This window comes from Lysobacter yananisis, assembly GCF_031199375.1.
GTDB classification, from domain to species: Bacteria; Pseudomonadota; Gammaproteobacteria; order Xanthomonadales; family Xanthomonadaceae; genus Lysobacter; species Lysobacter yananisis.
In genome coordinates this window covers 1691622-1703896 of record NZ_CP133568.1, presented here as the reverse complement: position 1 = coordinate 1703896, position 12275 = coordinate 1691622, and the positions used below count along the sequence as shown (strand labels likewise).

The window sequence follows — 12275 nt, the reverse complement described above, 5'->3', positions numbered from 1 at the left end:
TCGGCGAGGGCGTTGAGCGCGCCGTAAGCGCGCGGGTCGGCGAGGGCGTCCGGCCGGAAGCGGCGCGCGCGGCGGCGGCGCGGATTCGCGCGCGCGGCGTGGCTTGCGCCGTCGGCACAGGGGCGCGGTCGCGGCTCGGGCCGCTGCAGCAAGCGCTTCGCGCCGGCTGCGTCGCGGCGCTGGCGGTTGCGCTGTCGCCGTCGCTCGCGGGCGCGGCGACCCATCGCGTCGACGACAGCGGCAGCCAGGTGATGAACCCGAACGTGCAGATGCGCTGGGATGCGAACGTGCCCGGCGCGCGCGGCCGCGGCGTCGCCGGCGCGCTCGAGGTCGCCCTGCGCCTGGACGTGGCGGCCTGGCGCGGCCGCAACGGCCGCATCTACATGACCCTGCCGGCCTCGCCCTCGGGCCCGCTGCAGGTCGCCTGGACCACCCAGGGCCGCTTGCTGCCGGGCCGGCTGGTCAGCGGCGAGCGCGCCCTGGTCTACGCCGGCCCGATCGGCGAAGACGCGCTGCGCGACCGCCTGCGCCTGGACCTGCAGGCCGACGGCCAGCGCCTGGACCGCGCGCAAACCCTGACCTTCTCCTTCGAAATCGACCTGGACGAACCCTGATGCGCTCGCTCGTGCGCCGTTTCGCTGTGCTCTGCCTTCCGCTCGCGCTGCTGCCGGCCGCCGCCGGCGCGCAGGGCTTCTCCGCGCTGGTCTCGCCGCCGCGCTTCGAAGACCGGGCCAAGCCCGGCAGCGTCTATCGCAACGTGGTGGAGATCACCAACGTCTCCGCGCGCGCGGCGCGCTACACGCTCAAGACCGCGGACTGGACGATGGACGCCCACGGCGCGGTGGCGTTCGACACCGCGCTGGCGCCGGGCAGCTGCCGGCCGTGGGTCGGGCTGGAAGCGGCGCAGATCGACGTCGCCGCCAACGGCAAGCGCCGCTACCGCTTCGAAGTGGCGGTGCCGGCCGACGCGCTGGCCGGCGAGTGCCGCTTCGCGATCCTGCTGGAAGGCGAGCCCGAAAGCGCCGGCGGCGCGCTCGCGCTGCCGGTGTCCGGGCGCATCGGCATCATCGTCTACCTCGCCGTCGGCGAGGCCGCGGCGCGGCTGCGCGTGGTCGAGACGACCACCGCGCAGGTCGACGGCCAGCGCGTGCCGGTGCTGCGCGTGCGCAACGAGGGCAATGCGCACACCCGCCTGGAAGGCCTGATCGACGGCATCGACGCCGGCGGTCGCCGTTACGGCCTGCAGCCTTCGAGCCTGCCGATCCTGCCCGGCGAAACCCGCACCCTGGCGCTGACGCCGCAGGCCGACGACGCCGATTCGGCGCCGCCGGCGCTGGCCTATCCGCTGCAGCTCAAGGGCGCGCTGGAGTGGGACCGGCAGACCCTGCCGCTCGACCTGCGCCTGACGCCTTGAGCCGCGCGCGATGACCGCCCGCGCCCGTCCGCCGCGACCGCGCCGCCTCGCCGTGGCGCTCGCGCTCGCGCTGTGCGCCTGCGCCGCGCCGGCCGCGGCGCAGGACGGCGCGGCCGCGGCCGAGTACCGCGACCGCATCATCGCCCCGCAGGCGCTGGCGCCGCTGCCGCCGGACCCGGAAGACGCGCTCGACGACAGCGGCCTGCCGCGCTCGCTGCGGCTGAGCCTGGACTACGCCCGCAACGAACGCGGCGGCGAGGCCTACGACGAACGCGGCCTCAGCCTCGGCGGCTATTGGGAAACCGCGGATTGGGGCGCGTTCTCGCTCGACGCCGCCGCGCTGCGCAGCGACCGCGACGGCGGCCGCGACTGGGGCGGCGCGGCCACGCTGTGGCAGCGCGGCGTGTACCTGGACGGCGGCTGGCGCGGCGACAACGGCCTGGGCGTGATCGCCACGCCGGCGCCGGAGTTGCAGCGCAACCAGTACCGCTTCTTCCTGCCGACCGTGGCGATGGCCGGCGCCAGCAGCCAATGGACGCGCGCGGACGACGGCCGCAGCGTCTACGCCGCGTTCGGACGCGCCGGCGTGTTCGCCGGCACCCGCACGGTCGGCTTCGAACTGGCCGACGGCGACGTCGCGGCGCTGGGCGCGCAATGGCAGCCGGCGCCGGGCTGGACCGCCTCGGCGGCGTTGCTGGGCAGCGACGGCCGGATCGCGCCGGACGCGCGCGGCGACGCCGCCTACCTCGCCGGCGCGACCCGCGCCGGGCATTGGGCCGCGCGCTGGAGCTCGGGCGCCGACTCGGTCCAGTTCAACCTGCTCAACAGCCACGGCCGCGACGGCAACGCCAGCGGCGGCTGGATCGACGCCAGCGCGCGGCGCGGGCGCTTCCGCCACGACGCCGGCGTGTTCTCGCTCGACCCCGGCCTGGCCTGGGGCGCGCTGCCGATCAACCAGGACGTGCGCGGCGGCTATTACCGGCTGGGCTACCAATACGGGCGCTGGCTGTGGAACGCGAGTCTGGACGAGATCCGTTCGATCCGCGGCGACGGCTTCGACGGCCGCTACGCCACCGCGTTCGCGCGCTACCAGGCCAGCACCCGGCTCGGCTACGGCGCCAGCACCAGCCTGCGCCAGGCCGAGCGCGGCGGCGACGCGTATTCGCTGCAGGCCTTCGCCGACTGGCGCAGCGACTGGGGCCAGACCCGGCTGCAGCTCGACCGCGCCGACGCCGGCGGCGGCGAGCGCAGCTGGCAGGCCAGCCTCGACCAGGCCCTGCCGCTGCCGGAAGGCCAACACCTGTCGCTGTCGCTGGCCTATGCCGAACTCGGCCAGCGCGCGCGCCAGGCCACCCGCAGCGCCAGCCTGTCGCTGTACGGCGGCCTGCGCCTGGGCCAGCGCTGGAACCTCGACGGCAACGCGCGCTGGACCGACGGCGACGGCCCCAGCGCGCTGCGCGGCGGCGACGTCAACCTGAGCCTGACCGGCCAACTCGCGCGCGGCTGGTCGCTGAGCGCGGCGCTGTTCCAAAGCCGCGGCTCGCAGCGCTCGCCGTTCCTGCTCGACCCGCTGGCCCTGGATTCGCCGTTCCAGCGCCTGCCGCGCGAACGCTCCGCCTTGCTGACCCTGCGCTACGACTGGCAGGCCGGCCGCCCGCTGCCGGTGCTCGGCGCCGCGCCGGACGCCGCCAGCGGCGACATCGCCGGCGTGGTGTACCTGGACGACAACGGCGACGGCGTGCGCGCCGCGTCCGAACGTCCGGCCGCCAACGTCACCGTCCTCCTCGACGGCCGCTGGGCCGCGCGCACCGACAGCAGCGGCGCATTCGCCTTCGCCCGGGTGAGCGTGGGCGAACACCGGATCCAGGTCCTCGCCGACAACCTGCCGCTGCCGTGGACGCTCGACGAAGCCCCGACCGCCGTGCGGGTGTCGGTGCGCGACGCCGCGCGGGTGGACATCGGCGCGACCCGGCCGCGTTGAGGCGGCGCGAGCGCTCGCGACTCGCGTCGCTCCTGCAGGGGGATACAGACCCACGCAGCGCTCAGCGAAACCGGCCGAAGCCTCTGTAGGAGCTGCGCAAGCTGCGACCGCGAAAGCCGGCCTGCGGCGAAAGCCCCGCCGCGAGCGTGAGAGTCCGCGGTCGCGACTCGCGTCGCTCCTACATGGGGATACCGACCTGCGCAGCGCTAGACGAAACCGGCCGAAGCCTCTGTAGGAGCTGCGCAAGCTGCGACCGCGAAAACCGGCCTGCGGCGACAGCCCCGCCGCGAGCGTGAGAGTCGGCGGTCGCGACTCGCGTCGCTCCTGCAGGGCGACGCCGAAGCTACGCCGTCGCCAGCACCGGCCGGTTGCGCGCTACCGCCGCGGTCGACAACAACCGCCCGGCGAGATCGCGCGCGGCGACGCGCAGTTCCGGCACGGCGGTGATCTCCCACAGCTGCGCCCGCAACAACGGCCCGATCGCGTACAAACCGCGCACGGCCACGTCCTTGTGGTCGAGCACTTCGAACCGCGCCGAGGCGCGCAGCCCCAGGCCCAGCGGATCGGCCGCGACCAGCCCCGATTCGCGCAGGTGCGCGATCAGGGGGTGGGTGGTGCGCTCCACATCGGTGTCCAGGCCGGTCGCGCGGATCAGCACGTCCAAGCGTTCGCTGCGCAGTTGCTGGCCGCCGCGTTCGCGGATCAGCGCCTCGACCGCGTCGTCGCCGCGGCGCGCGCGCAGCAGGCGGCCGGCGCGGATCTGCAACTGCCCGGATTCGCGCAGCGCCTGCAGTTCCTCGGCCAGTTGCGGCGCGATGCGGTGGCGCAGCGCTTCCCAGTACGAGCGCAGGTGGCGCAGGAAACCGCCGCGCTGCGCGGTCGGCATCCCGGCCCAGAAACCCTGCAGGTAAGGACGCAGCGCATCGACCAGGCTGCGCCAGTCGTCGATCACCGGCGCCAGGTTGCGCAACGCGCGCAGCAGTTCGCGCGGCGCGTGGCTGTCGAGCGCGTGCAGCACCGCCGGCGGCAGCGCCACCGGCGCCGGCGCCGCGTCCTCGTGCGCGCGCGGCAGCAGGCCGTGGCGCGACAACGCCACGATCGGGCCGCGATGGCCGCGCTTGCGCAGCGTGGTCACCACGTCGGCCATGGTCAGGCCGGTGCCGACGATCAGCAGGCGCGCGTCGGGCGCGATCGCGTCGATGGCGCCGTCCTGCCACGGCCAGCCGATGTAGCTGGGATGCACCGCCAAACGCGGGCCGACCCCGGCCAGCGGTTGCGGCGGCAACGCCCCGACCGCGAGCACGACTTTATCGGTCAGGAAGTCGCTGCCGTCGGCCAGGTGCACGCGAAAGCCCGCCGAGGCGCGCTCCACCGCGATCGCCTCGTGGCGGATCTGGCTGAAAGCGGCGGTGCTGCCGGCCACCGCGGCCTGCAGCTGCGCGTGCAGGTATTCGCCGAACAGCAACCGCGGCAGATAGCTGCCGCGCGCGCGGTCGGTGAGATTCAGCCAGTCGGCGAAACCGCCCGGCGCCTCGGGCGTCGCGCCCAGGTCGCTGGCGCGCACGTTGAGCAAATGCTCCGGCCGCGCCTCGCCGTAGGCGATGCCGCGGCCGTAGCTTTCCGGCTGCCCGACCAGGCACAGCTCCACGCCGGGACCGGCGTTGCGGGCCAGTTCGCTGGCCAAGGCGCTGCCGCTGAAACCCGCGCCGACGATGGTGATGCGCATGGGGCTGCTCCTGCATTGAAGTGAGGAGCAGACGTTCTAGTGGATTGCGTGCGCGCAGGTGTAAAGCGACGGTTACCGGTTCGTAAAGCGCGGGGCACGATGCGGAAGATCGTCATGACGATTCGCCATCACCGCGGTCGTCAAACTGCAATGTGCGTCGCATGCGCGCCGGGAACTCGGCAATTTCCGCTCCGCAGCGGGAATTGCGACGCGGGCGGAACGAACAGCGTCGGGCCTGAAGGCCCTCCCACAACAGCCACGTGCGCTTGAGCGGATCGCTCCTGTGGGAGGGACTTCAGTCCCGACGCTTTTGTTTCAGCGGCGATCGACATCCGACGCGGGCGGACCGGAAAGCATCGGGCCCGAAGGCCCTCCCACGGCAGCCGCATGCGCTTGGGCCGATCACTCCTGTGGGAGGGACTTCAGTCCCGACGCTTTTGTTTCAGCGGCGATCGACATCCGACGCGGGCGGACCGGAAAGCATCGGGCCCGAAGGCCCTCCCACAACGGCCGTCACTTCGGCCCGGCCAACTGCTTGGCCGTGCCGTACGGCCAACCGTCGAGCGTGCCGCGCTTGATCCAGTCCAGCAGCATGCGCAGATAACCGTCGGCGGTGCGCGTGTGCTGGCGCTCGCCCTGCGCGTTCTTCGATTCGTATTCCAGGATGCCGTGATCGGCCTGCGGAAACACCACGCTGGTGATCGGGCGGCCCGCGCGGCCGAGAGCGGTCAGGCGCTTTTGCGTTTCCCCGGACGGCGCCTCGATATCGTCGCCGCCGAGCACCCACAGCTGCGGAGTCTTGAGCGTGCGCAGCACCGGCATCGGGTCGTAGTCCCAGCTGACTTCGTAATCGTATTTCTTGAATTCGGCCATGACCTCGTCGCGCGTATGGGTCGCGACCAGGCCGCTGTACTCGCCCTTGACCGCTTTCCACCACGGCTGCGTTTCGTACTTCTTGCGCACCGTCGCCAACTCGGTCCAGCCGCGCTGGCCGCTGCTCGACGCGATCAGGCCGGTGGCGTCGGTGAGTTCGCGCGCCTTGCGCAAGGTCGCCGCGTCGCCGAAACCGGCCGCGCGCAGGTCCAGCACTACCTGGTCGCGGTCCTCGGCCAGCACGCCGTCGGCCAGGCCGAAGCCGACTTCGACGAACTGCGCTTGCGGCGCCTTGCTCGCCGCCAGCGGCGCGATCCAGCCGCCCTGGCTGCCGCCGAGGTAGCCGACTCGGCCGACCCGCTCGCCGCCCACGCGCAGCGCCTCGCGCAGCGCGGCGACGGCGTCGTCGGAGAGCTCGTGGAAGTTCTGCGTGTACTTGCCGCTGGAACCGCCGGTGCCGCGCTTGTCGTAGACGAACACGCCCACGCCTTCGCTCGGGAACAGATACTGCTGGTAGTACAGATCCACGCCGGAGTAGTTCTCCGAGCCGTGCACCATGACCACCACCGGCACCTTGTCCTGGCCGGCCGGCAGCACCAGCCTGCCGCGCAGTTTCACGCCGGCGCCTTCGAAAGTGGTGTCGACGACATCGAGCTCGACCGGCTCGCCGCGATGGCCGTCGAACACCACGCCTTCGCCGCAGCGGCCCAGTTCGACCTTCACCGTATCGGCGCGGTCGCTCCAGCCGACGGTGGCGACCAGCGCGCCGTCCTTGCGGGCGAGCTTGCCGGTGCGGCCGTCGAGCAGGCGCCAGCGCAGCGCCGAGGGTTCGTCGATGCGGCCCAGCGTCAGCGAGCGGCCGTCGTCGAGGCGATAGGCGCCGACGTGGCAGCCCAGATCCGGGCCCGCGGCGGCGGGCGCGGGTTCGGCGGCGTGGACGGCGGCGGCCGCGGACAGCGCGGCGGTCAGCGTGGCGAAGCGCAGGGCGGACGGGATCATGATGCGTGGCCGTGAATGAGGAAGTCATCGGGTGTGATGCATCCACCCTGGCCGCGGTTGCAACGCGGCGGCCGTCTTCGCCCTCAACGCTGTGCACTTTCCTTTTTCGCCGCGTTGTGCTGTGCGCCCCAGCGCCGGTCGGCCCACAGCTTGGCCGCCAGCGCCACGGCCACCGGCCCGAACCAGGCCAGTTGCTGCAGCGTGGCGCCGCCGAGCATCGGCAACAGCCGCGGCAGCCCGATGCCGAGGAAGGCGATGTGCACGGCCACGCCGTTGCCGATCATCGCGTTGTAGTGCTCGATCATCCACCAGCGCGGCCGCGCCGCGAGCGCGTCGCGATTGCGGCGCTTGCGCAGCATGCTCGCGCCGATGCCCAGGCCGATCGCGGAGAACCCGATCGGCAGCGGATGGCCCTTGGCCAGGCCGAGCGCGAGCATGGCCGCGCCGCTGGCGAACGACAGCGCCGCCAGCGCCACGAACACCGGGCCGGTGTAGGCGCGCACGTCGCGCTTGTCGGCGATCGCGCGCCAGCCGCTCCACACGCCGGTGGCGGTGATCACCAGCAGGTACGCCAGGAACGCGGCGGTGACCGGGTGGCCGCGGTGCAGCGCATAGCCGGCCATCGGCACGCCGGTGACGATGATGCCGGCCATCGCCAGCGCGAACGCCTGGCCGGCGCGGCGATGCAGCGCGCCGCCCTTGCGGCTCAAACCGGCGCCCCAGAATCCGCCGAGCGCGACCGCGCCCAGGCCGATGTGCAGCCACTTCACCACCGCGTACGCGTCCGCCAGTTCCATCCTCGCCGCTCCTGCCGGCGCACCGGGCCGGAATGGCGCCATGCTCGGCGCGCGTCGCCGCGCGCGCAGCGCCCGGCGGTCATCGATGCGCCGTGCCGGAAGTCACTTTCGGCGCCGGCCCCGTTGCCACCGCGGCGCGCGCCGCGCAGCATGGCCGCATGCCGATGCCCCCGCCGCTGCGCACGCTGTTGCAACCCCTGAACCTGCCGGCGGTGCTGAGCTGGCTCGGGGTCGGCCTGTCGCTGCCGTACGACCGCGCCACCCAGGGCCCGCTGGTGTGGACGGTAATGGCCGTGTTCCTGTTCGCCTTCCTCGGCGACGAACTGGTCGGCACCGCGCGCGCGCGCCGCGGCTTCTGGTTTTCGCTGCAGGCGACCACCGCGCTGGCGATCTGCTACCTGGCCCCGCGCGGCGGCGCGGCGCCGGCGCTGCTGGTGATCCTGGTCGCGCAGTTGGCGATGAGCTATCCGCTGCGGCGGGTGGTCGCGATGACCGCGGCGCTCAACCTCGCCCTGTACCTGATCCTGTCCACCGCCGGCAACCGCGGCGCGCTGATCATCACCCTGTGCTTCATCGGTTTCCAGGGCTTCGCCGTGCTGGTCGCGCACTACGCGCGCGGCGCCGAACAGGCGCGCGACCGCCTGGCCCTGGTCAACGCCGACCTGCTCGCCACCCGCGCCCTGCTCGCCGACAGCGCCCGCGACGCCGAGCGCCTGCGCATGGCGCGCGAGCTGCACGACGTCGCCGGGCACAAGCTCACCGCGATGATGCTGAACCTGCGCGCGCTCGCCGCCGAGCCGGACCTGGCCGAACGCCGCGAAGTGCAGGTGGCGCAGCAACTGGCCGGCGAACTGCTCGGCGACATCCGCAGCGTGGTCCAGGCCTTGCGCGATGCGCGCGGCCTCGACCTGGCCACCGCGCTGCGCGCGCTGGCCGCGCCGCTGCCGCGGCCGGCGCTGGAGCTCGATCTCGACGACGAACTCAACCTCACCGATCCCGCCCTGGCCGAAACCCTGCTGCGCGTGGTCCAGGAAGCGCTGACCAACGCCGCCCGCCACGCCGACGCCGCGCGCCTGCGGGTCGCCCTGCACCGCGACGGCGCCGCGCTGGAGCTGCGCATCGCCGACGACGGCCGGGTGCACGCGCCGCTGCGCGAAGGCAACGGCCTGTCGGGCATGCGCGAACGCGTGGCCGCGGCCGGCGGCGAACTCGATTTTTCCCTCAGTCCCGAAGGCGCCATGCGCATCCACGCCCGCTTCCCCTTGCAACGGCCCTTGCCCGGACCCCGTGCGCCGACCGCGGCGACGCCGGCATGAGCGCCGCGCCGATCCGCATCGCCCTGGCCGACGACCAGGCCCTGGTCCGCGCCGGCCTGCGCGCGCTGCTCGAACGCCTGGGCCTACAGATCGCGTTCGAAGCCGACGACGGCCGGGCCCTGCTCGAGCAACTGGCGCAGACGCCGGTGGACGTGGTGCTCAGCGACATCCGCATGCCCGGCATGGACGGCATCGACGCGCTGCTGGCCCTTCGCGAACGCGGCGACCGCACCCCGGTGCTGCTGCTGACCACCTTCGACGACAGCGAACTGCTGCTGCGCGCCACCGAAGCCGGCGCGCAGGGGTTCCTGCTCAAGGACGCCGCGCCGGAAGACCTGCGCGAGGCGATCGCCAGCGTCGCCGCGGGCGCGACCCTGCTGCAGCCGGTCAGCACCGAACCGGTGCGCGCGCGTTACCGCTACCACGCCGACGACGCGCCGCGCGCCTTGTTCACCGAACGCGAGGTCGCGGTGCTGCGGCTGATGGCCGGCGGCTACTCCAACAAGGAGATCGCGCGGGCGATGTTCCTGGCCGAGGGCACGGTCAAGAACTACGTGTCGGTGATCCTGGAAAAACTCGATACGCGCGACCGCACCCGGGCGGTGTTGAAGGCGATCACGTTGCGGGTGATCTGAGCGGCGGGTCGCGCCGGCCGGCGCGGGTTCGCGGACGCGGCTCGCGCCGCTCCTACAGCCGGATACGAAGCCGCCGAAGCCCCTGTAGGAGCGGCGCGAGCCGCGACCGCGACGCCGCACCTACGACGCAAACCGCTCCCGACAAGAAAATCCGTCGCCCATGTCACGCCGCCCCCGGCTGGATCGTCGAACCGGATGTAAGCCCCTTACATCCACCAGGACGATCCCCATGAGCACCCCCGAAGCGATCAAGTTCGAACGCGAAATCCCCCAGGTCCTGAGCCAGTTCGGCGCCGCCCACGGCGCGGTCCAGGCCGCCGCGGACGCCAGCGGCCTGCCGCGCGCGATCTACCACCTGATCCAGTTGCGCGCCTCGCAGATCAACGGCTGCGCGTTCTGCGTCAAGATGCACACCCGCGAGGCGCGCCAGGACGGCGAGAGCGACGACCGCCTGGACCGGCTGGTGGTGTGGCGCCACGTCGCCGACTTCAGCCCGGCCGAGCGCGCCGCGCTGGCCTGGACCGAGGCGCTGACCCGGGTCGAGGACGACACCGACTACGGCGCGCTGCGCGCCGCGTTGCGCGCGCACTACGACGAAGCGCAACTCGCCGCGATCACCTCGCTGGCGGCGATGATCAACCTGTGGAACCGCCTGCAGGTGTCCAAGCACTGACGCCTCCGGCCGGCAGTGCAGCGGCGCCGTTATCCTGGCGCCGGCCCCACCTTCGCTTTCGCATCGACGCGCCATGACCGCCGCCCACGACGACCGACTCTTCGCCCAGCACGCACCGATGCTGACCGGCCTGGCCTACCGCATCCTCGGCTCGCGCGCCGACGCCGAGGACGCGGTCCAGGACACCTACCTCAAGTGGCGCGAAGCCGGGCGCGAGGCGATCGACAACCCGGCCGCGTGGCTGACCACCGCCTGCACCCGCCGTTGCATCGACCTGCTGCGCGCGGCCCACCGCACCCGCGTGGACTACGTCGGCTCGTGGCTGCCCGAACCGATCCAGGCCGAGTTCGCCGAGGCCGGCGGCGACGGCGGACCGGAAGCGCACTGGACCCTGGCCTCGTCGCTGTCGACCGCATTCTTGCTGCTGCTGGAACGGCTGACGCCGAAGGAGCGCGCGGCCTACCTGCTGCACGAGATCTTCGATCAGCCCTATGCCGAGGTGGCGTCGATCCTGGAGATCGAGGAGGCCGCCTGCCGCAAGCTGGTGCAGCGCGCGCGCGGCAACATCGAGCAGGCCAAGGTCCGCCACGTCACCCCCGCCGAGCAACAGGACCGGCTGCTGGCCGCGTTCGAGACCGCGATCGTGCATGGCCGCACCGCGCCGCTGGCCTCATTGCTGTCGCAACAGATAGCCCTGCACGCCGACGGCGGCGGCAAGGCCACCGCGGCGGCGCAGGCCATCCACGGGGCCGACGCGGTGCTGGGCTTCATCGCCTCGGTGCTGCACCCGGCATGCCGCGAAGACCGCTGGACCTTCGTCGACCTCAACGGCTCGCGCGGAGTGATCCTGGAGCGGGCCGGGCGGATCGAGGCGGCGATCAGTTTCGGTTACGAGGAAGGCGGGGCGCTGCGGGATATCTTCATCATGCGAAATCCCGACAAGCTGGCGCGGTTGGAGGCGGTGCGGATTCGGTGAGGGTGGTGGACAAGCGGGGCGGCATGGGTCGGAGAAGGATCGGCGAAGGATCGGAGGGAGTCTGGCTTGCTTTGGCTTTGGCTTCGATCTTTACTTTAGCTCTAGCCGCTGCCACTGCCACTGCCACTGCCGCTGCCGTTGCCGTTGCTCTCGCTCTTGGCTTGGACGCGATCCCGAACGAGGCCATGGTTCCGCAGCCCCGAAGGGCGCGCGCATGGATGCGCGCGCGCGCCATGGGACAGGATGTCCCTTATGGCGCGGCCCCGCGCCCGGTGCTGGACCTAGTGGCTTTTGACCTTAAACAAGCGTTTTTCTTTGGCTACTTTCTTTTGTCGCGCTGACAAAAGAAAGTAGCTCGGCCGCTTGCGGACGAAAGCTGTTGATGGTGGCTTGTCGTCGCGTGACACATCGATAACGGTGAGAGCAGCAGCAAAGTCAAAATGGGTTCCGGCTTTCGCCGGAATGACGGCCGTGGGGTTGCGTGTCCGACTGTAGGAGCGGCGCAAGCCGCGACCGCGGCAACGCAACTACGACGAAACCTTCACTGTGTTTGCGATGGCGCGGTCGCGGCTTGCGCCGCTCCTACAGGGGGCGTGCCGCGGTGGGCTCTGCGTTTGCGTGTTCGTTCGGGTGACGACAAGCGAAGATCAAGAGCTTCCGTCCGCAAGCGGCCGGGTCACTTTCTTTGTCTGAAGCCACAAAGAAAGTAACCAAAGAAAAGGCCTTGTTTTTTCGGATCAAGAGCCACCATGGCTCATCGTGGCGCGGGGCCGCACCATAAGGGGCATCCTGCCCCATGGCGCGCGCGCGCATCCATGCGCGCGCCCTCCGGGGCTGCGGGGCTGCGACTCGGCGTATCGGCGAGCGCCTGCAACGGCAAAAGCA

Annotated in this window: 10 protein-coding genes; 7 read left to right on the top strand and 3 right to left on the bottom strand. The window is 72.2% G+C overall.

Annotated features, from left to right (window positions below):
• Positions 1–251 precede the first annotated feature (251 nt).
• The 3 genes from RDV84_RS07245 to RDV84_RS07235 are packed head-to-tail and all read left to right on the top strand — an operon-like array spanning position 252 to position 3395.
• Positions 252–614 carry a hypothetical protein gene (locus RDV84_RS07245; RefSeq protein ID WP_309152924.1) on the top strand — a complete coding sequence of 121 codons (363 nt, stop codon included), beginning with the start codon at positions 252–254 and terminating at the stop codon, positions 612–614.
• Between the two features lie 11 nt (positions 615–625).
• The gene (locus tag RDV84_RS07240; RefSeq protein ID WP_309152923.1) at positions 626–1414 is read left to right on the top strand and encodes a hypothetical protein; all 789 of its coding nucleotides are present in this window, start codon (positions 626–628) and stop codon (positions 1412–1414) included.
• 10 nt (positions 1415–1424) lie between these two features.
• Complete coding sequence (locus RDV84_RS07235) at positions 1425–3395, top strand: carboxypeptidase-like regulatory domain-containing protein (protein ID WP_309152922.1); 1971 nt, start codon at positions 1425–1427, stop codon at positions 3393–3395.
• Positions 3396–3738: 343 nt separating this feature from the next.
• Here RDV84_RS07235 and RDV84_RS07230 read toward each other — a convergent pair whose 3' ends face one another.
• The 3 genes from RDV84_RS07230 to RDV84_RS07220 form a co-directional block, all read right to left on the bottom strand.
• Entirely contained in the window at positions 3739–5121 is a 1383-nt protein-coding gene (locus RDV84_RS07230) for an FAD/NAD(P)-binding protein (RefSeq protein WP_309152921.1), read from the bottom strand.
• Between the two features lie 513 nt (positions 5122–5634).
• Complete coding sequence (locus RDV84_RS07225) at positions 5635–6993, bottom strand: alpha/beta hydrolase family protein (protein WP_309152920.1); 1359 nt, start codon at positions 6991–6993, stop codon at positions 5635–5637.
• Between the two features lie 83 nt (positions 6994–7076).
• Positions 7077–7790 carry a hypothetical protein gene (locus RDV84_RS07220; protein ID WP_309152919.1) on the bottom strand — a complete coding sequence of 238 codons (714 nt, stop codon included), beginning with the start codon at positions 7788–7790 and terminating at the stop codon, positions 7077–7079.
• Between the two features lie 32 nt (positions 7791–7822).
• Between RDV84_RS07220 and RDV84_RS07215 the strand changes: the two genes are divergently transcribed.
• From RDV84_RS07215 to sigJ, 4 genes are all read left to right on the top strand, one after another.
• Positions 7823–9106, top strand: coding sequence for a sensor histidine kinase (locus RDV84_RS07215; protein ID WP_309152918.1), 1284 nt, complete (start codon positions 7823–7825; stop codon positions 9104–9106).
• Complete coding sequence (locus RDV84_RS07210; RefSeq protein WP_057949679.1) at positions 9103–9741, top strand: response regulator; 639 nt, start codon at positions 9103–9105, stop codon at positions 9739–9741. The genes RDV84_RS07215 and RDV84_RS07210 overlap by 4 nt, the downstream gene beginning before the upstream one ends.
• Positions 9742–9970: 229 nt before the next feature.
• The gene (locus RDV84_RS07205; protein ID WP_078999759.1) at positions 9971–10414 is read left to right on the top strand and encodes a carboxymuconolactone decarboxylase family protein; all 444 of its coding nucleotides are present in this window, start codon (positions 9971–9973) and stop codon (positions 10412–10414) included.
• A gap of 73 nt (positions 10415–10487) precedes the next feature.
• Complete coding sequence (gene sigJ, locus RDV84_RS07200) at positions 10488–11390, top strand: RNA polymerase sigma factor SigJ (RefSeq protein WP_309152917.1); 903 nt, start codon at positions 10488–10490, stop codon at positions 11388–11390.
• Positions 11391–12275 lie beyond the last annotated feature (885 nt).

Excerpts from the sequence above, each read along its gene's own strand:
- RDV84_RS07245 (WP_309152924.1), top strand. The coding sequence starts at position 252 with ATGAACCCGAACGTGCAGATGCGCTGGGATGCGAACGTGCCCGGCGCG.
- RDV84_RS07235 (WP_309152922.1), top strand. The coding sequence starts at position 1,425 with ATGACCGCCCGCGCCCGTCCGCCGCGACCGCGCCGCCTCGCCGTGGCG.
- RDV84_RS07230 (WP_309152921.1), bottom strand. The coding sequence starts at position 5,121 with ATGCGCATCACCATCGTCGGCGCGGGTTTCAGCGGCAGCGCCTTGGCC.
- RDV84_RS07225 (WP_309152920.1), bottom strand. The coding sequence starts at position 6,993 with ATGATCCCGTCCGCCCTGCGCTTCGCCACGCTGACCGCCGCGCTGTCC.
- RDV84_RS07220 (WP_309152919.1), bottom strand. The coding sequence starts at position 7,790 with ATGGAACTGGCGGACGCGTACGCGGTGGTGAAGTGGCTGCACATCGGC.
- RDV84_RS07215 (WP_309152918.1), top strand. The coding sequence starts at position 7,823 with ATGGCGCCATGCTCGGCGCGCGTCGCCGCGCGCGCAGCGCCCGGCGGT.
- RDV84_RS07210 (WP_057949679.1), top strand. The coding sequence starts at position 9,103 with ATGAGCGCCGCGCCGATCCGCATCGCCCTGGCCGACGACCAGGCCCTG.
- RDV84_RS07205 (WP_078999759.1), top strand. The coding sequence starts at position 9,971 with ATGAGCACCCCCGAAGCGATCAAGTTCGAACGCGAAATCCCCCAGGTC.
- sigJ (WP_309152917.1), top strand. The coding sequence starts at position 10,488 with ATGACCGCCGCCCACGACGACCGACTCTTCGCCCAGCACGCACCGATG.